Source organism: uncultured Gimesia sp. (genome assembly GCF_963976445.1).
In the GTDB taxonomy this organism is placed as follows: Bacteria; Planctomycetota; Planctomycetia; order Planctomycetales; family Planctomycetaceae; genus Gimesia.
Window position 1 is genome coordinate 1 of the sequence record NZ_CAXBKP010000035.1, and the last position, 23,247, is coordinate 23,247.

Annotated in this window: 20 protein-coding genes and 1 pseudogene; 12 read left to right on the forward strand and 9 right to left on the reverse strand. The window is 52.0% G+C overall.

All coding sequences use genetic code 11. From position 1 onward, the window contains the following. Positions 1-337: pseudogene (locus tag AAC022_RS24915) on the reverse strand (hypothetical protein); the annotation flags it as partial. Positions 338-868: 531 nt separating this feature from the next. Next, a complete protein-coding gene (locus tag AAC022_RS24920; RefSeq protein WP_339735602.1) occupies positions 869-2,398 on the reverse strand; it encodes a N,N-dimethylformamidase beta subunit family domain-containing protein in 1,530 nt (509 codons plus the stop codon). Positions 2,399-2,631: 233 nt separating this feature from the next. Here AAC022_RS24920 and AAC022_RS24925 point away from each other — a divergent pair, with 233 nt between their 5' ends. The 3 genes from AAC022_RS24925 (at position 2,632) to AAC022_RS24935 (ending at position 6,484) form a co-directional block, all read left to right on the forward strand. Then, entirely contained in the window at positions 2,632-3,909 is a 1,278-nt protein-coding gene (locus tag AAC022_RS24925; protein WP_339735604.1) for an amidohydrolase, read from the forward strand. A 4-nt stretch (positions 3,910-3,913) separates the two neighbouring features. Then, a complete protein-coding gene (locus AAC022_RS24930; protein ID WP_339735606.1) occupies positions 3,914-5,029 on the forward strand; it encodes a YbdK family carboxylate-amine ligase in 1,116 nt (371 codons plus the stop codon). Positions 5,030-5,107: 78 nt separating this feature from the next. Beyond that, entirely contained in the window at positions 5,108-6,484 is a 1,377-nt protein-coding gene (locus AAC022_RS24935) for an excinuclease ABC subunit UvrC (protein ID WP_339735608.1), read from the forward strand. 46 nt (positions 6,485-6,530) lie between these two features. Here the strand turns inward: AAC022_RS24935 and AAC022_RS24940 are convergent, their stop codons facing one another. Then, positions 6,531-6,980, reverse strand: a complete 450-nt coding sequence (locus tag AAC022_RS24940) for a hypothetical protein (protein ID WP_339735610.1) — start codon at positions 6,978-6,980, stop codon at positions 6,531-6,533. A gap of 140 nt (positions 6,981-7,120) precedes the next feature. Next, on the reverse strand, positions 7,121-7,465 hold the full coding sequence (locus AAC022_RS24945; protein ID WP_339735612.1) for a DMT family transporter: 345 nt from the start codon (positions 7,463-7,465) through the stop codon (positions 7,121-7,123). A gap of 733 nt (positions 7,466-8,198) precedes the next feature. On the opposite strand from AAC022_RS24945, the gene AAC022_RS24950 reads away from it, so the two are divergent. The 4 genes from AAC022_RS24950 to AAC022_RS24965 all read left to right on the forward strand — a co-directional run bounded on the left by AAC022_RS24950 (position 8,199) and on the right by AAC022_RS24965 (position 12,399). Next, entirely contained in the window at positions 8,199-9,119 is a 921-nt protein-coding gene (locus AAC022_RS24950; protein ID WP_339735614.1) for a DUF1559 domain-containing protein, read from the forward strand. Positions 9,120-9,228: 109 nt separating this feature from the next. Further along, complete coding sequence (locus AAC022_RS24955; RefSeq protein ID WP_339735616.1) at positions 9,229-9,645, forward strand: hypothetical protein; 417 nt, start codon at positions 9,229-9,231, stop codon at positions 9,643-9,645. Positions 9,646-9,941: 296 nt separating this feature from the next. Next, on the forward strand, positions 9,942-10,928 hold the full coding sequence (locus AAC022_RS24960) for a DUF1559 domain-containing protein (protein WP_339735618.1): 987 nt from the start codon (positions 9,942-9,944) through the stop codon (positions 10,926-10,928). 121 nt (positions 10,929-11,049) lie between these two features. Beyond that, the gene (locus AAC022_RS24965; RefSeq protein ID WP_339735620.1) at positions 11,050-12,399 is read left to right on the forward strand and encodes a PepSY domain-containing protein; all 1,350 of its coding nucleotides are present in this window, start codon (positions 11,050-11,052) and stop codon (positions 12,397-12,399) included. A gap of 9 nt (positions 12,400-12,408) precedes the next feature. On the opposite strand, the gene AAC022_RS24970 is transcribed toward AAC022_RS24965, so the two are convergent. Continuing rightward, a complete protein-coding gene (locus AAC022_RS24970; protein ID WP_339735622.1) occupies positions 12,409-12,822 on the reverse strand; it encodes a cyclic-phosphate processing receiver domain-containing protein in 414 nt (137 codons plus the stop codon). 57 nt (positions 12,823-12,879) lie between these two features. Between AAC022_RS24970 and AAC022_RS24975 the strand changes: the two genes are divergently transcribed. The 4 genes from AAC022_RS24975 to AAC022_RS24990 all read left to right on the forward strand — a co-directional run bounded on the left by AAC022_RS24975 (position 12,880) and on the right by AAC022_RS24990 (position 17,405). After that, on the forward strand, positions 12,880-13,206 hold the full coding sequence (locus tag AAC022_RS24975) for a hypothetical protein (protein WP_339735624.1): 327 nt from the start codon (positions 12,880-12,882) through the stop codon (positions 13,204-13,206). Continuing rightward, positions 13,194-13,349, forward strand: coding sequence for a hypothetical protein (locus tag AAC022_RS24980; protein ID WP_339735626.1), 156 nt, complete (start codon positions 13,194-13,196; stop codon positions 13,347-13,349). The genes AAC022_RS24975 and AAC022_RS24980 overlap by 13 nt, the downstream gene beginning before the upstream one ends. A 554-nt stretch (positions 13,350-13,903) precedes the next feature. After that, positions 13,904-16,156 (forward strand): glutamine synthetase III, encoded by a 2,253-nt coding sequence (locus AAC022_RS24985; protein ID WP_339735628.1) that lies wholly within the window; start codon positions 13,904-13,906, stop codon positions 16,154-16,156. A 127-nt stretch (positions 16,157-16,283) separates the two neighbouring features. Continuing rightward, positions 16,284-17,405, forward strand: coding sequence for a potassium channel protein (locus AAC022_RS24990; RefSeq protein WP_339735630.1), 1,122 nt, complete (start codon positions 16,284-16,286; stop codon positions 17,403-17,405). 17 nt (positions 17,406-17,422) lie between these two features. Here AAC022_RS24990 and AAC022_RS24995 read toward each other — a convergent pair whose 3' ends face one another. Continuing rightward, positions 17,423-17,911 (reverse strand): DUF4304 domain-containing protein, encoded by a 489-nt coding sequence (locus AAC022_RS24995; protein ID WP_339735632.1) that lies wholly within the window; start codon positions 17,909-17,911, stop codon positions 17,423-17,425. 30 nt (positions 17,912-17,941) lie between these two features. Beyond that, complete coding sequence (locus tag AAC022_RS25000; protein ID WP_339735635.1) at positions 17,942-18,199, reverse strand: hypothetical protein; 258 nt, start codon at positions 18,197-18,199, stop codon at positions 17,942-17,944. Positions 18,200-18,380: 181 nt separating this feature from the next. Between AAC022_RS25000 and AAC022_RS25005 the strand changes: the two genes are divergently transcribed. Further along, positions 18,381-18,923: a DUF1572 family protein gene (locus AAC022_RS25005; RefSeq protein WP_339735637.1), complete on the forward strand. Its 543-nt coding sequence runs from the start codon at positions 18,381-18,383 to the stop codon at positions 18,921-18,923. 76 nt (positions 18,924-18,999) lie between these two features. Here the strand turns inward: AAC022_RS25005 and AAC022_RS25010 are convergent, their stop codons facing one another. Together AAC022_RS25010 and AAC022_RS25015 are read right to left on the reverse strand one after the other, a co-directional pair. After that, positions 19,000-20,088 (reverse strand): methylated-DNA--[protein]-cysteine S-methyltransferase, encoded by a 1,089-nt coding sequence (locus AAC022_RS25010; RefSeq protein ID WP_339735639.1) that lies wholly within the window; start codon positions 20,086-20,088, stop codon positions 19,000-19,002. A gap of 121 nt (positions 20,089-20,209) precedes the next feature. Next, positions 20,210-23,065 carry a PQQ-binding-like beta-propeller repeat protein gene (locus tag AAC022_RS25015; protein ID WP_339735641.1) on the reverse strand — a complete coding sequence of 952 codons (2,856 nt, stop codon included), beginning with the start codon at positions 23,063-23,065 and terminating at the stop codon, positions 20,210-20,212. Positions 23,066-23,247: the final 182 nt, after the last annotated feature.

Sequence of the window (23,247 nt, forward strand, 5' to 3'; positions counted from 1 at the left end):
GGATTTCCACCTTTCGGACAGGAGCAGGACGGTAAGTTCCGCTGAGCAGTTCATTCCGGATTGCCTCCCAGCGCTGGTGACAGAGATCCCACAGTTGATCGACGGTAACACCGTCGATCCCCGGGGCTCCCTGATTACCCACCACACGCCGGTAAGCAGTCAACATGTTTTCTCGGCTGAGCACCTCCTCTAAAGTAACGGACACTGATTGTCTGACGGGATCAGTCCTTGCCGGGTCCGTTTGACGCGCAGACGACGTACCCTGGGCGGTTCCGCCGCCTGCTCTCGGTCGTTGCTCCGGCATCTCAGCCTTCGATCTGCGTCTGTTATCGGACATCGAAATTTCTGCATCAAACAGGTTAAATGGTTCGGCCCTTCACGCTGAACAGCACAGCACTACTATGGCCTCGGCTGACTTCTGAGACGACATCACGACTCCTTACGGAGTCATTAGCCAGTTGGCATCATCTCAGATCTCTCAGGGTAAGACGCGTGACTATCCTCCCAGATACCCGCCGCATATACGCCAGTTCGATCCGGATGACATCGGGCTTTGAGTCTTATTGCCCTCTCGCCCATCCAACCGGCGCCTCGTATGCGATTCGTGTTCCTCGGGCCAGGAGTTTGCCTGCTGCTTCCTTCAGATTCCGCCTCGCGGCGGACACCCTTGCAGTTCGGCTAGGAGTTCCTGTCATCAAGGCCTCCATCGGGACTTACACCCGACAAGTCACTTCCCGGATCGCTTTCGCTTACCGGTTGACAGCGTCAGGTCTTGACGCTGCGCGTCATGCCTGACGCACAACAAAAAAACGCCCCCCTGAATCAGGAGGGCGTTTTCAAAGTTCTGGATTTCGATAGCAAAGCGGATTCAGGAAATCGCGCGGCGCATGATGTTATGTGTGATCTGCTGCACACGGTCATCCGGGCCATGTGGTCGCGACCAGTGAGACCAAGGCAGCATGTGTCCGGGTGGACTGGCGAGATCCTGACACCAGAAGATCGTTGAGGCGTTGAATACAAAGTTGTTTTTCGGGCCGGGATAAATCGTCGCCGTCCACTGCTGAGGGTTCACGCCGCCTTGCAGCGCGGTTCCTTTCGCGACGACTTCCAGACCGGGAATATCGGCTGGCGGATCGCCGTGGTATTCCCAGCCGATCAAACCGGGAATTGAATCTCCTTGTTTCATGCCTGTGTTTTCGAAGATCCAGTGATCGGGCAGTTCACAAACCCAGTCGCCGCCCCCGTTGACCGGATCGACGTTACGGGAACCCATCAGATAACCTTCATCCGGCCCCCGGAACGGGAACGGGCCGTTATCCCGTTCGCGGTCTTTGGCATATTTGTACTCGCCGCCATAAGGGCCGCCGCGAAACATAATTCGCTTCGGGCGTCCGTCGGTACTATCCAGCAGTGGCGTCACCCAGCAAACCGAGTTACCGGAGAAGAATAGTAGATTGACGCCCGCATCGCGCATTTTCACCACCGACTCATACTGTTTGATATCCCAGTATTCATCGTGGCCGACTGACAGGAATGACTTGCATTTCAAGCCATGATCGGGAGTGACCATATCACTGTTGGAGCAATAGGTCACATCATAGCCGTGCTTTTCCAGCCAGTAGGCAAACGGGAATTCAAAACAGAGCCATTCTCCCGAACCGACCGACTGCGGGTTTTCGTAAATCTGCGAGTACTTGGCATAGGGGCGATCAAAACTGACGTCGGCCCACGGCCCCTGATTTCCTTTGGGGTGCGTATAAACCGAATAGTTGCTCGGCCATTTGTTGTAAGCTTGCCAGGTATTGTCCGAACATTGAAACAAAATATCCGCGGGCCGATCATCCTTGACAATGAAGACCACGTAACTCTGCCAGTAGCCATGACCGGTTTTGTCTTTCAATGTCGAAAGACGACCGAGATAAACGCCGCTCGTCCAGTCATCCGGAATTGTCAATGTGACCGCAGAATCCCAATGACATTCATGCAAATTCTTCTTGCCCGGTTGGGGAACGGGCTGCGCTTTGCCTTGCAGGGGACCTATGGTTTTCATCAAACGCGCACCACGTCCGCCATAATAACCGGTGCGGAAGATTTCGATCTTGAATTCCTGCGCGGGACGCGTGGAGACTTTAATATCAATGGTATCGCCGGCCGCCACACTCTGTTTGGAACAATAGCCTTCAATCTTGGGAGAACGAAAGCCAGCGCGTTTATCGAGCTGGATGCGGGTTAGTTGCCAATCGCTGGCACCTTCTTTGAGGTTTTCGCGATGGATTAAATCCGGGTCCGCTTTGGCAGCGTGTGCGTTTTCCAGAGAAAGGTTTCCTGCCAGCGACGCCAGCGAAGTCGCCACGGCTCCTTTGAGAAGCGTGCGACGATCCGAGTTCATCTCTTTCATGGTGCCAGTTCCTGTACTCAAAAGGTGTCTAAGATGAGTGAACGTTGTTGTGTTGTCGTGATCTGTTCTCTTTTTCTGCTGAACTCTACAGTTTATACGTTATCTCTTCATGATAACCTTAACTTTATTAAAATAATAAGTATAATTAAAGGATTTCCATATCAGTCTCTAATGAAATAGACTGTCACGATGACAGTTTATATTCATCATGGCTACCGCCCCCGGAGTTGAAAGTGACATCATTCTCGCTTGATCAGACAGAAATCAGAGCCTGCTATCAGGCGTTCTCAAAACAACTGGAACAGGAACTCAATGAGCTGGAACCAGCGCTGATTGACATCCGACGGACCCTGCATAAAAACCCTGAAGTCAGCGGCGAAGAAAAACAGACTTCCCAACTCATCTGTAAAACCTTACGTGACGTAGGGTTAACTCCCCAATTGATGCAGAACGAGATCGGAGTAATCACCGATGTGACACTGGGAACGCCAGCCCCCGATGCACCACGGATTGCCATTCGGGCCGACATTGACGCCCTGCGGATCACCGATCAGAAAGAAGTCGACTACTGCTCGCATAATCCGGGAGTAGGACACCTCTGCGGACACGACGCCCATACAGCAATCGCCTTAGGTGCCGCCCTCAGTTCTCGCAGCTTTACAGAAATATTCAATACCGAGTGGCCCGGCCAGGGTCTTCGTTTACGATTCATCTTTCAGCCGGCGGAAGAAATCTGCATGGGTGCCCGCTGGATGGTGGAACAGGGGGCGATGGAAAATGTCGCTGCGATCATCGGCCTGCATATGGATCCCGAAATTGAAGCCGGGACAGCAAATATCCGCTATGGTGTGATGACGGCGTTCTGCGATGAAGTTCATTTTGAAATTCACGGCACCGGTGCCCACGCGGCACGTCCCCATCACGGCAATGATCCAATTACAACCGCCGCCCAGTTGATCTCCAGCCTGTATCAGAATCTGCCACGTTCAATTGACTCGCGCATGCCGGCCGTATTTACCATCGGACAAATTACATCAGGGCAGGCGCCGAATGTAATTCCCGAAATCGCCGTCCTGAAAGGGTCACTGCGATCCACCAACGACCATGCCCGCGAGATTCTGCACCGACGCATTGAAGACATCACCGCCGGCATCGCTCAAAGTACGGGCACACGAATTGAAACGCTGTTTAAATCTCCTCTGCCCGCCGTCGTCAATGATTCCACCATTTCCGCGGCTCTGGAACAGGCCTCGCGAGATATCCTCGGCTCCGAGCAGGTGGGGCTGATCGATATGCCCAGCATGGGGGGCGAAGACTTTTCGATTTATCTGCAGTCGACTCCCGGTTCCATGCTGCGGTTGGGTTGTGCGAAACCGGGTCAGAAGACGGCCTTTTTGCATTCGCCCTTCTTCGACATCGACGAACGCGTTTTGACACTGGGAAGCCGCATCCTGCTGCAGACGGCGTTATTACTTTCACTGAATCCACAACTCATCAAAAAAGGTAGTTAGTGATATGGGAACAATTTCTTTCGCAAGAAATGAATACCCGACTTTGGGCGTGGAGCTGGAATTACAGCTGGTTGATGCAGAAACCTATGCGCTCTCGAATTCCGTCTCGGAACTGCTGGCAGGTCTCTCCGAAGAGATGCGAAAGTCGGTCAAACCGGAGCTGATGCAGAGCTATCTGGAAATCAATACCGGCGTCTGTCGCACGGTCGGCGATGTACGGCGGGATCTGACTGCCAAACTGGAAGCGGTTACCAACGTGACCGACAAGCTCGGGCTGAAACTGTTCTGGGCAGCCACACACCCCTTCTCTTCGTGGCGCGATCAGAAAATCACCGTCAACGAACGCTATTACGAACTCGTCGACTTGATGCAGGATGTCGCCCGCCGCCTGGTCACGTTCGGCCTGCATATTCACGTCGGCGTCGATTCGGGTGATAAAGCGGTCATGGTTTGTGATCGCATGCTGCGTTATCTGCCGCTGTTACTTTCTCTCTCTTCGAACTCTCCCTTCTGGGAAGGACGAAACACCGGCCTGCATTCGAACCGTTCCAAGATTATGGAAGGCCTGCCCACCGCGGGGCTGCCGCCCACAATGCGGAACTGGAGCGAATACACGTGGCTCATCAACCACCTGATCAACACTGGCTTCATCAATACCATTCGCGAGATCTGGTGGGACATTCGCCCGCATCATAACTTCGGCACCGTGGAAATCCGCGTCTGTGATATGCCTGCGAATCTGGAACAAGTTTTATCGTTGACCGCCTTCGTGCAGTGTCTTGTCAAATGCATCTCCGATGAAATTGACGAAGGCGCTTACCAACTGCAGCATCACCCGATGATGGTGCAACAGAATAAATGGCGGGCCACCCGCTACGGCATCGATGCCAGTCTGGTCAATAGCGACAGTTATCAACTCTATTCCGTAAGCGACTCGACCAGACATTTGGTCGATCTGGTGTCCCCCGTGTCGGAGCGACTAGAGTGTACGGACGAATTAAATCGAATCTACGATTTGATCCATCATTCCGGCGCGAAGCGGCAGTTAGAGATTATGGAGGCCACCGGCGACAAACGGGAAGTCGTTAAACAGATGATTGAAGAAAATAACATCTTCTGATTTCGCCCTGTCTCACCTATAATTTAACATCCTCAGCGAAATTTCAATCCACGTAGCGTTTTTCAGGAATCTGATTCCGTGTCTGAAACGGGGCCTCTTCCCAACGATGATTCTCCCGCGTCCGAACCGACGACTCCGTCGGCCGAAGAGCCTGCGCAGACACCACAGGAAAAAGCCCGCACGTTTCCGACGACACCGGGCGTGTATCTGATGAAAGACGCCCAGGCTCGTGTGATCTATGTGGGCAAAGCGGTGAATTTAAAAAGCCGTGCGTCCAGTTATTTCACACAGGCCGCTGCTGTGGAACGCCGCACCGCCGAGCTGGTTACCGAAATCGCCGACATCGATTTTCTAGAGACGGAAACCGAAGTCGACGCCCTGCTGCTCGAAGCGCGGCTGATTAAAGACATCCGCCCCCGCTTCAATTCAGAACTCAAAGACGACAAGACATTCCCCTATCTCGAAATCACGACCCGCGAGGATTTCCCGCGCGTCGAATTCACCCGCACGCCGCAGAGCAAAGGAACCAAACTCTACGGCCCTTTCACGAACGCCAAACAACTGCGGGGCACGATCACGGTGCTGCAGAAAATTTTCCGCTTCCGCAACTGTTCGCTGGACATTGAAGACGGCGACGAAAAGTGGCGCTGGTTCCGCCCTTGCCTGTTACACAGCATCAATCAATGCACGGCTCCCTGCAACTTACGGATCAGTAAAGAGGATTACCGTAAAGACATCAACAGGCTGAAACTGTTTCTGGACGGCAAGAAGGATCGGCTGATTAACGAAATGAAAAAGGAGATGCAGGCGGCATCGGAAGCCAAAAGTTACGAAACAGCGGCCCGACTGCGGGATGAAATTCAATTGCTCGACAGTCTGCACCAGCGCGGCAATCTCGAAGATCACGCGCAGCCTGAAGTGTTTTATATCGACCCGAAAAAAGGGATGCAGGGTTTGAAGAAAGTCTTCCAGCTCCCCGAACTTCCCCGCCGCATCGAAGGCGTCGACATCGCACACCTGCAGGGAGGCGAAACGGTCGCGAGTTTGGTCCAATTCATCGACGGCCTGCCCTTCAAGCATGGCTACAAGCGATTCAAAATCCGCACGGTCAAAGGCATCGACGATTACGCTTCGATCAAGGAAGTCGTCAGCCGACGCATCAGGCGGCTGCATCAGGAAGGGGAAAGTTTCCCCGACATTCTGCTGATCGACGGCGGTAAAGGCCAGCTCAATGCGGCGATGTCCGCGATGCACGAACTGGGAGTCGAACCGCCGTTTACGATTTCGCTGGCCAAACGGGAAGAAGAAGTCTACGTCCCGGGCGAAACCGAACCCCGCCGCCTCAGCCGGCACTCCTACGGCCTGCGTTTACTACAATACGTCCGCGACGAATCCCACCGCTTCGCCCAGCATTATCATCACCTGCTGCGGAAGAAGTCGCACTTTGATAAGTGAGTGTTAAAAAGTGTCGTAAAGACAAACTGCGAAGTCTTGATTGAAATTAATCTTTCACTGCTTCCGCTGTATTATCGTAGGATTTCTTCAAATTCTCCCATGCTGAATCCATGTCTTTCTTCAGGCCTTCCCAGGCGTCGGCAGAAGACTTACTGATTTCGTCAACCTTTTCAGCGACCTTCCCGCGCTTCATTTTCAGATCGTCCCGTTTCTCATTCCACTTCTTTTTGGCATCGTCTTTCAGATTGGCACCTTTGGCCTCTAACCCGGCGATTTTCGTATCCAGGTCTTTCAGCTTCTCATTGATCTGTTTTGCATATTCATCTCGTTTTTGCATCGTGAAGTCTTTTGCGGCGTCAATTGCTTCTCCGGCTTCCTTCTTCACATCTTCACCTGTCACCTGCTTCTCACCTGGAACCGGTGCAGGTGAATTCTCATTCCCACACGCGACGAATAATACACTCAGACTCAAGAAACAGGGAGTAAGATATCTCATACTGTTCTCCTTTTTGATATGATAAATAATTCGAAATTTGATTTTGTCAGCGTTCGTCCCAGTATAGCATTTCAACTCAATGATCACGCATAAAACATGTCATCTCCGTTACGATCACGAGAATGAAAAGGTGTTACCTTTTAACTCGGCGCACCGCGTTTGGCTAGAAACACGCCGACCAAGATGATACCAATGGCTCCCATTTGCCAGGCGTCCAGCAACTCGTGCAAGATCAGCCAACCTAGAATTGCCGTTGCCACCAGTTGCACTAATAACACAGATGCCGAGGCCACTGAGGAGACCCGGGTGGCCGGCCATCCCAGTGCCGAGTGGCCGAAGACCTGTGTCACGAGTGACATGCCGACCAGCGACCACCAGCCGGTCGCGTTGCACGGCAGATAGGGTTCTCCTAACAGCGCGGGAATCGCCAACCTCTCGTGACCGGAATTTGACTCCGATTCAGGGGGGGCTTGCAAGCGTTTCAAGCTGGCACGGCAGAACAAATTCCGAAATTGCCACTCACGAGCAACGCTCCCACGACTCGAGGGGGTAAAAACAATGCTCGGAGTTATTTGAAATTGCTTGGCAGAGAAAATCAGCGCAATGCTTCATCGATTTGTTTTATGAAGCCCCCACCAGAGAACCACTTCCTCGCGCCTATTTATTAACAAAGCTAACAATCACTTCTCTTTTTAATAACGGCTAGAAATCAATTGACATATTTGTAAAAACCCCTGTACAATCCATGTGTATATTAATGAACCAATGAATAAATTACCCCTAAACTCTCGCGCCAACTAAAGATAGTTCACACTCGACTAAGCACAGAGATACACACAAGTCTGTCGTCAATCAGATTTTATGTTGTTCAAGCATACATTTACAGTCAGATCGACGGGAATTGAAGCCAGGGTCATCTTTTCTAGCGAAAACACATTTATACCAGCAATCAGCAATCAAACTTACTCACGCGTGAATCTACTGCACGAACAGGAGTGAAGATCTTCGCGATGAACTGAGCCATCTCAATCCGGTGAAATTGACAGTCTCAAATCATCGGCTTCCCCAGGAATTATTTCGTATCAGAAGGAGATTTCATCACGATCAGGAATTAGAAAATAACATTTTTTTACATCTGTTTAATCTCTCTTATTTTCTCTTCCCAAGAAATCATTTTGCAGCGTTCCCTTTTTGTTTTTATTTGAGGAGGATTATTTCATGAGAAAGCCCCGCTTATCATTTGAACTGCGAAACCAACGCGGTTTCACTCTGATCGAGTTGTTGGTTGTGATTGCGATCATCGCTATTTTAATCGCCTTACTTTTGCCCGCCGTGCAACAAGCACGAGAAGCAGCACGCCGTTCCAGCTGTAAGAATAATCTGAAACAGTTAGGGCTGGCGTTCCACAACTACCATGACGCTTTTAACACCTTGCCCATGGGCAACCGTTACACTGGTGGATCGCATCCTCAGTCACTGGCCGGGGGAATCCGGGATAATTCCTGGGGTTGGCCTTTGTTTATTCTGCCTCAAATCGAAGCGGCCAATATCTACAACACTTTGAACACCGATGTCTCACCCTATACTCCCGACAGAAATGATGAGTGGGCGGGAGATTACGGGCCCAGTCTCGTCACAACAAATGAAGAAGCGTGCCAAAAAATGCCCCCGATCTTTGTTTGCCCCAGCGCAGAACGACTCGGCCCCACAAACAGCTATAAAGACTATGCGATCAACTCGGGAACCAATCATTGTTGTCCGGAACGATCGAATGATTCGATTACCTGGAATGGTGTGGGATTCATGAACAGCAAGATTTTGCTGCGTGATGTAAAAGATGGAACTTCAAGTACATTTCTGCTCCTTGAACAGCGGCACTTTACTACTGCCACGAACAAGCGTCCCACAAATCATTTCCTGTACGTCTCGCATAACTCGGAAGGGTATGCCAGCACCAACCGTGTTCCCAATGCCCCGAATGATAACAGTCATGGACGCGTCGCACGGAGCGACCATGTCGGCGGACTTCATGTCACGCTCTGTGATGGGGCCGTGCGCTTTATCAGTAATAATATTGACCTGGCAACGTGGCGCGCATTATCGACTCGTAGCGGTAAAGAAGTCATCGGCGAGTTTTAAAAAACGGGAATTAAAATACTACCTCCAGGTAAAGCATTCAGAGTTCTATTCCGGGTGCACTGGAGGTTGCTCATTTCTTCACTTATTTCAAGATAAAGATGATATCCCCATGAGACGACAACGACCATTTTTAGGATTGCTTTTCTGCTTATTGAGTGCCGTATTTTTATCAGGTTGCGGTGGCGGGGAAGACTTACCAACGCTGTACCAAATGAAGGGAACAGTGACCCATAATGGCAAGCCTTTAACGGGCATCATTCTCGTTTTCACCCCCTTGAGTGGAGGACGCCCCAGTTATGGAAACGTGGACGAGAATGGAAAATTTTCCATGGCGTTTACGAACGACGCAGCGGGTGTCGCGGCGGGGCAAAATATTGTCACGTTGATGCAGCCGAATCCAAACCCGGACACACCGCCTCTTACTCCTGAGATGCGGGCATTATTCGATAAATACGGAGAGGGAAAATCTTCACTGAATGTCACCGTCGATGGTGACAAAAATGACTTTGAACTTAAATTAGATTAACCCTTCGAGCTAAAAAGTGGCCTAAAACGATGTCAGGAACCTTCAACATCAGGTTCCTGACATCTTTCATATCTGCTATCTCGTTTTATAGCAGTACTTTATAGAGGGACCCACTTTTCCCGCGATCTCACTTGCAATTGCCCCGCCGGGCGGCTATCTTCGGAGCCTGTAATTGAGACTCAGTGTCAACTTCATCCCAGCTGTCGCCAGGAACAGGTTGTGTTTATGTGCTGCTTCGAGACGCGTTGTCTATAAGCAGCCCTGAGAGCCCCACCCATACCTTCCAGGAGACAGATATGCGGATTTCCTTGCGCCCTCGGTCCGGTTTTACCCTGATCGAACTTCTTGTTGTCATCGCGATTATTGCGATTCTAATTGCCCTGCTCTTACCGGCTGTTCAACAGGCCCGTGAAGCAGCCCGGCGGACTCAGTGTAAAAATAACCTGAAACAAATCGGTCTCGCCATGCATAATTACATGAGCACCTGGGCCGAGTCCATTCCGAACGCGGGGGGCACACTCACCGGTTATCCGAATGACCATTCTCCGCTGGCGAAGTTACTCCCCTACGCTGACCAGGCCAACCTGCAGAATCTGGTCGACTTCAATATTCAGATGGGGCACCCTGCGATTGCTGATCTTCCCATCGAAATGCAGGAGGTTGCCAAAACCGTCATCCCGATGTTTCTGTGTCCGAGTGATCCGGCTCCCAGCGTGAATGACATCCCAACCCGACCAGGTATAAAATATGCCGGCACCAACTATGCCATGAATCAGAGTGATGGCGTGCAAACCACACCCAACAATCAGGTGCATCCGATTTATCCAGGCAACGGGCTCTGTTGGATCGGAGCGAATCTGAAGATGCGCGACATTACCGATGGCACAACCAATACGCTGGCATTCGCTGAATCCACACGTGGAAACGGCACACGCGTGGCGAATACCAATCCAATCGAAAACGCGTTGCTGTACCGTCGCCTGGTTTCGAGCGATGTCTATTCGGGATCCCAGTCCGACTGGGACAGCGGGCGACTCACAACCTGGCTACGGGGTTCGGTTCCGGAAGGTCCCGTGATGAACGGTTATTATACTCCCAATGATAAGGCCGGCGATGCGATCGCGGGCTCTTCTAAACTCACAGCAGCCCGCAGTTACCATACCGGGGGCATCAACGCGGTCCTCTGTGATGGCAGCGTTCGATTCATCGGCGATTCCATTGACTTGACCCTCTACCGCGGGTTATGGACACGCGGCGGTGGCGAGGTCATCGGCGAATTCTGATGCTCCGTGAGATTTTCAATTCCGCGTCTGGATGCAAATACGTTCATCGCATCCAGACGTTTTCCCTGTACGGAATGCATTCCATTTAGATGAAGTTGCTACCGCAGTCAGAGAACAAACCATGTCGAACACGTTACCCGATCAAGCAACACAGGCCGCGAATCTCCCCGAATCGCAGACCAATTCTGCTCCGAAAAAAGGCCGACTCTATCCCGTCGTCTGGCGCTGGCATTTTTATGCCGGTTTATTGATCGCCCCCATTCTCTGGCTGGTCACGCTCACTGGTGCCTTGTATGTATTCAGTACCGAACTTTCTGAATGGCGCGACCAGGACATGCTGTATGTCACGCCGGAAACAGAACAGATCAGCTATGACCGGTTGCGTGAAGTTGCTGCCAAATCCGCCATCGCCGATGATCTGGAAGCCGTCATCGTCCACACCGACCCGGCCCGCTCGGTCGCGTTTGTAGCACATCTGGAAGGGGAGCCGAACAACCGTGCGGATGATCGACATCAGCGAATTTATCTGAATCCTTATGACGGAAGTGTACTGGGAAGCCGCATTCTGGAAGACGATTTTTTTGTGACAGTGCTCCAACTGCATCGTAATCTAATGCTGGGTAAAACGGGTCGATATTTAACCGAACTGGTGACCAGCTGGGGGCTGCTGTTGTTGGCGACCGGCGTTTATCTCTGGTGGCCGCGCGATAAAAAGAACGTCGGCGTCTTTAAGCCTCGCATCAAAGGAAAATTTTATGCGGTCCTGCGCGACTGGCATGCGGTCTCGGGATTTTATCTAGTGCCTTTGATTGCCATCGTTGCCTTAACCGGTCTACTCTTCACTGTGGTCTTGGGGAGTAATTTCAACACGACCGCTAAGAAGATGGGACATTGGCCACCCAAGTGGTTTCAAACCAGCAAAGCCTCTGCACCCACACCTGACACGAAGCCATTGACGCTGGATGAAATGGTACCTCTGTTTCTGAAATATAGCCGTTCGAACGAAGACGCCGTCGCCATCCGTTTTGCCGAAAAACCGGATCTGGCTCATAAAGCCTTTTTGATGATCGACGACGACAAGAACCAACTGCGTACGGTTTCGGTGAATCAATACACGGGTGAAGAATTCAACCTGCTCGATCCGCCAGATCTGCCGTTTCTGTATCGCGTTCGACTGTGGGCCGTTTCGATTCACATGGGAAAAATTTTCGGCATGCCAACCAAAATCCTGGCATTGATCGCCAGCCTGGGTCTGTTTGGTCTCTCAGTAACAGGCCTCTGGATGTGGTGGAAGCGCCGCCCGCAAGGTCGCTCAGGATTTCCCCGCACACCGCTGCCCCGCTCTCTGCCGCTCTGGGGCTGGTTGGTGATCATCGTCTGCGCATTCCTGCTGCCGGTCGCTGGTATTTCGATACTTATTATCTGTCTACTCGACTGGATTTGCTGGTTAGTAACAAGGCGCAGAACCTGAGCCGATTCATCAAAGATGATCAAGCACCTCTCGAACCCACCATACTGTGACCCATTCCAGATCATTGAAGGGCATCACGCGCGAGCTGGTCCAACCTCGATCATTGAGAGCCAGTTCCATGCCTGGTGCGGCGAGTGAATTGGTCGTATGAATGATCACGTGACAGACCGGTGATTGCGTCGCCAGAAAATCGGCAACATCGCGCCCGGTCCCCGGATCAGGATCGTCCTCGGATTGTGGAAACAGATCATGATCCAGGCTGATGATTGCCGCCGATGAAATGTTACTTGCCAACCATGCAACAATATCAGGCGCATTTTTGAATGTAACCATTTCATAACCAGGAAGGCGTTTTGACAAAACAGCCGTCATCGCTTCCAGACGATCAATTTCATCATCCAAAATCACAATTGTTGATGTCATCTTGATTCCACCTGTGCGTCTATCATGTGAAAACAATGCTTCATCTAGTTTTTTCTGATGCTTAAAAAGGATTTACCCCCTGAGACGAACCAGAGAATTATTATAACACGGCTCTTACGTTCGAGAACAGAGCCGACCAAAAGCCGAGGCTGGTTTGAGAATGTTCGCATTTACCCAAGAGCGGTCTCACATCCCGTTCTGGTGCATCTTGTCAGGCGAGATGGCACACCGATCTACTATCGTGACAATGGCGGATGGCCTCCGAAAATTCGCATCAAAGACCAACGGCCACAGAACATTGAAGATCTGGTTGTGGAACTCTGGACTGCGAATGGCCAAACGCGCGTCAGTCGCGGAATCTGGCGCATTACATGCTGCCGCTAAACCACGCAGATTGGGACGCCTTTCCCGTGGACGCTTTGGTGCGGGTCTCTTCCAACGGGACCTCTCTGGGAGAAGCGAAAATTTTTTTATCGGGACTCAATGGTCTCTATCCCGATGACGTTTACGATATTTTTGTCGAGTAAACTTATCAGTCTTAATTGCAGTCCAAAATAACGGGCATCTGCCTGGCCCCAAGAGGACGCTGCTGCTTACAAAGGCAGGTCATGCATTTCAAATGCGCAATCGGGGGAATTTATTAAGTAACTTCAGGAATAACCCTCAGTAAAAGGCTGAAAAAAACGGGTTTGCTTCTAATTAGGTAAGAAATCCGAAAACCGCAAAAATCCGAGCGGAAAATGTATGGTTGGCGGGGAATTCATACGTGATCTCCCTCAATTTGTGGTCCGAGTCGCTGGTGTCGGCAGGTGAACCCGAGTAAAACGGAGATCCGCAAATAATTTGGCACATATTCTGCTCAAATAATTCGAATGCGTTGTTTTTTCGGGAATTCTGAGCAATTTCGTGCCAGTGCATGTCACAAAAGAACAGTATCCCAAACCAGATATTTTCGCTGATTGTAAAAAGCGCAATCGGTTTTCATAGAAGAATCACGAAAGCCGCTCTGCCTCAGCTGCCTGGTTTCCCGCACACGTAAAAATCCTAAGTAGTATTTTCGCCCAAATGAAAAGGTAAAAAAGTGAACACAGAAATTTCAAGTTCCAATTCGTCGGTAACTTTTACTGGTGCCAGCAATGGAAGTAAAACCACTCTCAGCTCTGCTCGCTCTGCAGCAATTTCGGCTGTAACCAACTACCAGCCCAATCATCCACCGATGAATTTTCAGCAAATTCCCACGGGACAACTCTTCAACGCCAACGTGTTTTCGAAAAACGCAATGAAAAAACGGTTGCCCAAGGAAACATTCAAGAAACTGATTAACACCATTGAAGAAGGCAAGAAACTCGACTGCTCTACCGCCGACGTTGTCGCGTCTGCCATGAAGGACTGGGCAATCGAAAAAGGGGCGACCCACTATGCTCACGTCTTTTATCCCTTAACCGGTTCGACTGCTGAAAAACACGACTGCTTCCTCTCACCCGATGGTGAAGGCGGTGCGATTGCGGAATTCAGCGGTTCTCAGTTAATCCAGGGTGAACCCGATGGTTCGAGCTTCCCTACCGGCGGTATCCGTGTCACGTTTGAAGCCCGCGGTTACACCATCTGGGATGTGACCAGCCCCGCTTACATTCTGGAAAATTCCAACGGAACCACCCTCTGCATTCCAACAGCATTTGTCTCCTGGACGGGCGAAGCTCTTGACAAGAAGACTCCTGTGCTGCGGTCGATGCAGGCGTTGAATATTCAAGCTCAGAGAATTCTGAAACTGTTCGGGCACGATGAAGGCGATCTGGTTTCCTCCACTGCAGGTCCTGAGCAGGAATACTTCCTCGTCGATCGTAATTTCTATTTTGCACGCCCTGACCTGCTCAACGCCGGACGTACTTTGTTCGGAGCTAAACCTCCTAAAGGTCAAGAATTCGATGACCACTATTTTGGTGCGATTCCTGACCGTGTGCTGGCCTTCATGTTTGAAGCCGAACGCGAACTGTTCAAACTGGGAATTCCCATCAAAACCCGCCACAATGAAGTGGCACCGGGGCAATACGAAATTGCACCTCTGTTTGAATCGGCAAACATCGCGACTGATCATCAACAACTGCTGATGACCACACTGCGTCGTACTGCAGAAAAACATGGCATGGTCTGCCTGACACACGAAAAACCGTTTGCCGGCATTAACGGTTCTGGAAAGCATGTCAACTGGTCGATGGGCAGTGCCTCACAAGGCAACCTGCTTGATCCAGGTGATACTCCTCACGAAAACGCCCAGTTCCTGTTGTTCTGTGGTGCCGTGATTCGTGCCGTCCATAAATTCCAGGGACTGTTGAGAGCCGTTGTCGCGTCTGCCTCTAACGATCATCGCCTGGGTGCCAACGAAGCACCACCGGCGATCATCTCGATCTTCCTGGGTGATCAGTTGACTGACGTATTCGAACAGATCAAAGCCGGCGGTGGTGCCAGCTCTTCGATTCCCCGGGGAACACTGACTGTCGGTGCTGATGTTCTGCCACCACTGCCGAAAGATGCGGGCGACCGAAACCGAACCAGCCCGTTCGCTTTCACAGGTAACCGATTTGAATTCCGTGCTGTAGGTTCAAACCAGTCAATCGCCGGTCCACTGGTCGCGATGAATACCATCGTCGCTGATTCACTGGAATACTGTGCCACTCGTCTGGAAGAAGCCACCGGTGGTGATCCTGACAAGCTGCACGGCGAACTGCAGAAACTGCTGACTGAAATCATCAACGAGCATGGTGCCATCATCTTCAACGGCGATGGTTACAGTGATGAATGGCATGCTGAAGCGGCAAAACGGGGTCTGTTGAATCTGAAGACCACCGCCGATGCTCTGCCAATTCTTCAGACAGAAGAAGTGAAGGAACTGTTTACCAAGTACGAAGTCCTGTCGGAACGCGAATTGGAAAGCCGACTGGAAACCTACCTGGAACAGTACTGCATGTCGATTAAGGTCGAATCGAACCTGACAATCAAGATGGCGAAGACGATGATCTTCCCGGCTGCCATTCGTTATCAAAGCGAGTTGGTTACCAACTGTGCCAACTTGAAAATGCTGGGCTATGACTTTGATACCAACTCACTGGACCATATCACCGAACTGGTCAAATCAATGCAGGACGGTATCAGCGAACTGGAAGCGGCTGCCGGGGAAAACGGATCGGAAGATCTGCTCGCAGAAGCCAATTACTTCTGCCACACAATCCTGCCTTTGATGGACAAGGTGCGTGCGGTAGCCGATGAACTGGAAGGAATTGTGGCCGACGATCTCTGGCCACTGCCAACTTACCAGGAAATGCTGTTCATCAAGTAACAGTGACGAGTTAACAATTGAGTCTGTGAACCAGAGCCGACCAGAATTTCCGATTCTGGATCGGCTCTGTTCCTGTGTGACGCATTAAAACACGGATCACTTCAGCACGGCGACAGAGAAGGCGACTATGACCGATTCTGAATCCTTATTCTCTTCAGATGCGATTCAGCTTAAAAGTCAGGCTCACTCCAGACCATTCCGCAAAATCATCACCGGGATCGCCCTGTTCTGCACGATCTGCATTGTGGCAGTGATCGGCTATGTCTCCGCCGGCTGGAAGCTGGAAGATTCGATCTACATGGTCATCATCACCATCTTCGGCGTAGGTTACGGCGAGGTGCAACCGATCGAGTCGTCTGCACTCAGGGCACTCACGATCATGGTCATCATCGCCGGTTATGGCGCGGTGATTTATACTATCGGTGGTTTCATGCAAATGGTGATCGACGGCGAACTCAACCGGGCACTGGGAGCGAGAAGAATGACGAAAGAAATTGAACGCCTGCAAGGTCACACCATCATCTGCGGCGTTGGCCGCATGGGTTCCATCCTGGCCAAAAGTCTGTTTGCAGCGAAGAAACCATTCGTTGTCGTTGACTGCGACGAACGCCGCCTGAAGGCAGCCGAGGATCAGGGCTACTGGGTGATCAACGGCGATGCCTCGGAAGAATACGTGCTGGAACAGGCGGGCATCCGCCGAGCCGCGGTGCTGGCGACGGTGCTCTCGGCAGACGCGACAAATGTGTTCGTCACCATCACCGCCCGCGAGATGAACCCCGATGTGATGATCATCGCCCGCGGCGAAAACCCTAAGACAGAGAAAAAGCTGATCGGCTGCGGTGCGAATCGCGTCGTACTGCCGACCGCCATCGGTGCCACCAAAGTCGCGCAATTGATCATGCGGCCGACCGCAGAAAACATGCTGGAACAGCTTACCAGCAACGGCGACATCAAAGATGAACTCGGCCACCTCGGCCTGCAGTTTGAAGAACTACTGGTAAAACCCGATTCCACATTCGCGAACAAAACACTCGACAAGATCGAAGTCCGCAGCGATCGCGGATTTCTGGTCGTCGCCATTCGCCGCGCTGATGGTGAAGTCGAACAGGATCTCGCCTCCGACACCAAGCTCCTCCCCGGCGACTCCGTCATCGTACTCGTCCACAACAACGACATCCCGCATCTGACCGAAAAATTCGCCGCCAAGGGAATTAAGATTACCTATCGTGGCGTGACGGCGGAACTATGAGACTCCTGGGGTATTTTTCAGTCAGGTAACGGCAGCCCAAGAGTGTCCCGTGCAACAAGCATTATCAGAAATCCATCCTGTTCTTCTAACAACTGCTTGAGCCCTTCAACGGACACGCCTGCTTTCAACGTGGGCACCAGTTTTTCTGCGACAAATTGCCTGATCCGTTCGAGCCTTTGCCCTTCATTACAGGGATAATCATCGATACTCAATAGATCGGCGATGCGGGGCGGACCTTCCTCCGGGCGGTGTGTTCCCTCAGGCCAGAGTGAACTGGCACGAGTGCGAATATGACATTGATGCTCTCCGGGAAAGTCGATGTGCTCTATCTGCTGTAACCAGAAGCCGAGATTGAGAAAATAAGTCGCACTATATTGCGACCTCTGCAGATTTAAAACCACAATCACCTGCTCGCTGGATAGATACCAGTTCGAACCCTTCCGCTGAAATCCATGCGGTTTCAGTTCTGTATGAATCGCATTATTCAGCAGTCGCGTCGTGATCATTTTTGTTTTATATTTCGTGTATGTGATTGATCAGCTATGAACAACTGCCCGATTTCCAGGCAATTCTTCAGCAGGTTCTTTGTATTCCAATGCATCCACTCGCGCGCGGAGTTCTTCATTTTCTTTCTGTAGCTGTGTCAGACAGAAAGTTACAAATATAAATATCCAGGGTACATTGACAAAAAAGAAAGAGTATAGCCAGTTACCCTGAGTGATACTTTCGACGACGGCTGTCGCAGAGAATAGCAGCGCGATAATTGTGGGTATCCAGGGATTCATTTTTGGCATTTGATTTTCTTACCTCACTATCATGGTTTTGTTTCTAAAACCGTTGTCTTCCAATTTGAATCAGCACATTGAACGCATGTCTCATACCGATTATCATAGTCTGCATTGTCAGCGGAATGAAGTCGAGACTGACTGCAGCCTAAAAATACGTCAGAAACAGAACAGATCACAGGAAACTATCATGAATCGCTTTTCTCAATTTATATCCGCCACCATCAACACGTTCGAAGCCAATAAAAAAATGGCAGAGCGGGCAGTGGAACAGGTCTCGGACGAAGGGCTACACGTCGCCCTGGATGACCACACAAATTCCATCGCCGTGATCATGAAACACGTCGCCGGGAATCTGATTTCGCGCTGGACCGATTTTCTGACCACCGATGGCGAGAAACCGGACCGCAACCGGGACGAAGAATTTGTCGATACGTTCTCGGAACGCGCGGAACTGCTGGCTTACTGGGAGCGGGGCTGGACGACTCTGCTGGAATCGCTCAAAAGTCTGACTGCAGACGATCTGGAAAAAACCGTTTACATTCGCGGCGACGCACACACGGTGCCGCTGGCGATTCAACGTTCGCTCGGCCACACCTGTTATCACGTCGGCCAGATCGTACAGGTCGCCCGCGTCCAGGCCGGCGATAACTGGAACACGCTGACCATCCCCCGCGGCCAGTCGGAAGAATTTAATCAGAAACACTGGGGCGATCGGAAATCGCAACCATAGTGTGAGCGGCACGGCGCCAGCCGCCGTTTTTTATAAACGTTGCGTTTCACAAAAACGGTGGCTGGCGCCATTCCGCTCATTTTGGTTGATCCACATCCGCGTTTTCGATTTCCAGCAACCGTTGCTTGCGCCACAAACCGCCGCCGTAACCGGTCAGACTGCCGTCGGCTCCGATCACGCGATGACAGGGAATCAGAATCGCGATCCGGTTATCGCCGTTGGCGCGTGCGACGGCGCGGACTGCCTTGGGTTGGCCGATAATCTCTGCCTGCTCGCGATAGGAACGGGTCTCTCCACAGGGAATGGTTTGCAGGGCCGCCCAGACTTTCTGCTGGAACTCGGTCCCCGGCGTGATCAACGGCAGATCGAACTCGGTACGCTTACCCGCAAAGTAGGACTGGAGTTGTCCTTCCAGTTGCGCGAAGAACGGACTGTCGCCGGGTAGTGCTTTGGCGTTGAGACGTTTTTGCAGTCGATCGAGCTGCGTTTCCAGCATGCGTCGATCCGTGAATTCAAGCAGGCAAATCCCCTGCTCTGTCGCGCCTGCGAGCATCGGGCCTAGCGGCGTCAAAATACGACTGACGGCGATCACTTGTTGACCGTTACTCTTCGCAGGCGCGGTCCCCATTGTCTTTTTGAATCCTTCACCAAACCCGCTGAGCGATTCATAACCGCTTTGAAAGGCAGCGTCGGTGACTGGCGTTTTGTGTTGTATCTGGCTGAAGGCCTGATTGATGCGTCGCATTCGCAGGTAGGCGGCGAAGCTCATGCCGTGCAGTTTTTGAAACCAGCGACGCACGCGAACCGGATCCAACCCACGCTCCCGCAGATCTTCGGCCTGCAGACGAATGGTGGCGTCCTGCTCGACCTCTTCGATCAATGGTTGCAGCCAATCGGGTGTGGAACCCAGCGGAACCAGCGGCCGACAGATTTTACATTCCCGGTAACCGTTGGCAAGGGCCGTCTTCGCATCAGGATAGTATTCGACATTCTCCGGCTTCGGCTTGCGGGCCGAACAGGAGGGCCGACAGAAGATACCCGTCGTGCGGATCGCCGCCACGAAGACGCCTTCAAAGCTGCTGTTCCGCTGGACCAGCGCTGCGTACATCGCATCGCGGTCGGGCAATGACTGCCTGTTATTGGTTGCTGAGTCTGTCTGTTTCATTTCCTGAAAGTCCCTGTAATACCTGTTTCATTTCTAACATGGTATCTGATCGGGAAACAGCGACAACCGGAAAAGGAACAGGGAATTGGGTTTTGTGCGATTCCCGGAACAGGTTTCGATTTCAGGGAACGCGAATCAGCTCGATTCCGCTGATGAGTGACTCTCCAGCTGTTGCCTGTAATGTCAGCGTCAAGCTACCGTCGATCTTAACGTTGTCGATCTGCCGGGTGATTCCCGTCATCGGCTGCTTTACTTCCGCGAGGATGTCAAATTGACTCAGCACTTGCTGCCCCTGGAGTGAGATGTTCTGCTTGCGCTGTCCGGGCTTGATGTCGTCCACTTCCGCGAAGTAGAGCTGAACCGTATAAACGCCCGGCTTGAGATCGTGCAACACCAGCTCATCCAGTCCTTCCACTGTCGAAGCGGCGACCCACGGCCAGGCAGCGCTGGCGTGCATCCAATTCGTGTGCCGATAACGGTAGAGCGGATCTTTCGGTTTCGTCTCGACGCGAATTTGGGGAGAGGGACCACCAATGGACGGGTAATCGAGCCAGAGTGTTCCCGCGCGCGTTTTCCGATCGCCGGGGGCGCCTAGATTCAAACCAATCCGCTGAATCGACGCGGGTTCAATTTTGTCATCGCCCCACGATGACCACTGCTCGTGGCTTTCCGGCATCGCCACCATCGACAGTCCCGCGGGTAACGGATAACTGCAGGTGCAACCGTCATAGAAATAAGGAACATTCAATAGCCCCCCCGAGGGAATAATGCTGTTGGTACAACCGCTGCGCGGGCCACTGATAAAAACCGTTCCGCTTTCCAAAGTTTTATCATAATAGGCGGCCGTACCGCTTCTTAACGTGTAAAATAAACCATAATCAACTCCCCCATCGCAGCCGTACGTTTTGGGAAAGACGCGTGGTTCTTTTAATCCCGTCAGCGGGTTAATGCGTGTGCCTGCCACGGGCGGATCAGGGTGTAGAATCTTTTTCTGGTGCGGCGCGTGATAGTAGCTTGACTGAGCGCCGGCAGGGTTCGCCGTCAAATTCTTTCGGAGTGTCGATTGTTCTGTTTGCGCAAGCACTCGGCCCGTATAGATATCTGAGAGCACAGGGCGGAGTAACGGATAATCGAGCTTATAATCGCCTCTCAGTCGTACTTGATGCCAGTCTTTCGGACGGGAGACCATCGTCCCGTTAAAGAAATGTGGCTGCGGAGAGCGCTTGAAGTGCGAGAGTGTATCGTCAAACCAAAGCACCCCCAATGGAAAGCGGACGAGACTATCTTCGCAATGTTCGTAGTTCCCGCGGTAGTCGGCGGCCCCCGGCAATGGGCCAGGTCGCCGAACCAATGCCTGCCCTGCAAACTCTCCCAACTCAAAGCTGCCGGGATTCAACGCTTTTAAATTCTCTGCGGTTGCAAAGCCGGTATCCCGCTTGATGCCTGGTGCCGCGACTCCACCAAAGGGTCGTAGCGACTGTAACAGCGCGCCCCAGTTTTCGGTGACCTGATCAGGAGTTTCCGTCACGATGACCGTCGCAAGATAGGGAGGCAAACTCAACTTGTTCGTGTCGCATTGAATGACGGCAGCCCGCGTTCCATACAGGTCCGCATGCTGCAACTCACGGCGGAGCTGATCGACTCGATCCGCGTTCTCATCAAAGGCAACCACATGGTAGTTCGATTCCTGCAGCAGCGCTTTCACCAGCGCACCGTCTTTCAGACCGACGACGACTGCAATTCCCTCAAGCCCCGTCGATTCACGAATTAGTGCTTTTGAAAACCGGGTTGCTTCCGGCGTCGTGGTGAGTTCGATCGGGTTTTGTTTCCAATGTTTGACTGGTGTCGTTGTTGCTGTGTCTGACTCTTCGAAGCAGTAGAGGGTTTCATTTCGCGTCGAGACAAACAGCCTGCCGTCGGCGACAATCATGGAATGAATGGTGCCTTCAATATCGTCTAGCTTGTCATCGAATTTTAACGAACGATCGCCGGCCCGAATCGCGCGGCTGACATCCTGTTTTCCCAGTCCTTCACGGACTTTGTCTTCGTGCCGTTGACTATTCACCACTTTATCAAAGGTCAGTGTTCCTCGGCGGACCGCTTTCGCGGTATCAGGATCCAGGGCAGCAAACCAGCCTCCGGGAAAACCTCCCGCATTGGGAAGTTCAAATTCAATCAGCGTGCCTGTCTTTCGATTCAACCGTGCCGGGTATGCGGTCGAACAGGGCACGATCAGTTCATTGTCATTGACGACCAGATACCCCTGCGGTGCCAGTCCCCCGATGGCGCTTGTATTATGAGGCTGTTGGCCAAACAGATATCCAAGCCGCTCGTTTCGCCAGATCACAGCGCCGGTCTCAATATCCATCGCATAGACAAAAACCCCTTCGAACGGCCAGACACCGGCGGCGAAGTAGACTTTGCCTTCTGAAACCACCGGACCTCCCCGAACGGGCCACACGGAGATTAAACGCCGATTCCCCAGCAGGCGTCGTTCATTTGGTACCGCACGATGCTTCCAGCGTAAATCTCCTGTCGACAAGTCCACACAGTAGAACCAGCCATCATCTGACCCAAAACAGACCGCGTTTTTCCAGACTGCCGGTGCGAATCGAACGGGCCCCTCTGTCTGATACACCCAGAGTTCGCGGCCCGTCGCTGCTTCATAGGCCGTCACACAATCATTACGGGACGAAGCGACAAGGAGAATCCCATCAGCCACGATGGGTTCGTAACCAGCATCAAATTGTAAACGCGAACTGTGATAAGCGGGTTCGATCTCCGGCAGATGGCGCACCCATTTGAGTGAGTGCGTTTCCGAAAGCGATTCCGCCGTCACGCCGGTGCGCCCCGCATTGTGTCGCCACATCGGCCAATCAGCGGCACAGGCATCATTTGCTTCGGCAGCGAAAACAGACGCCAGACAGCAGGACATGATCAGAGCATAATAACGCGATAAATCGAAGTAGTTCATCATGCGGGCGGCTTCTGTTCAGGAGAGATATTCGGGAAGGCATCAGTTCCAGGCAAGCTTGGCTAATCTATAGAAGAAAGCCAGAACCGCCGTCAACGTCATACATTATAGGCCCGTGTTCAGGAGGACACAACAAACTTATAATGCATGCGACGCGACGACGCATGTTCGCTTTTCAATCCCGT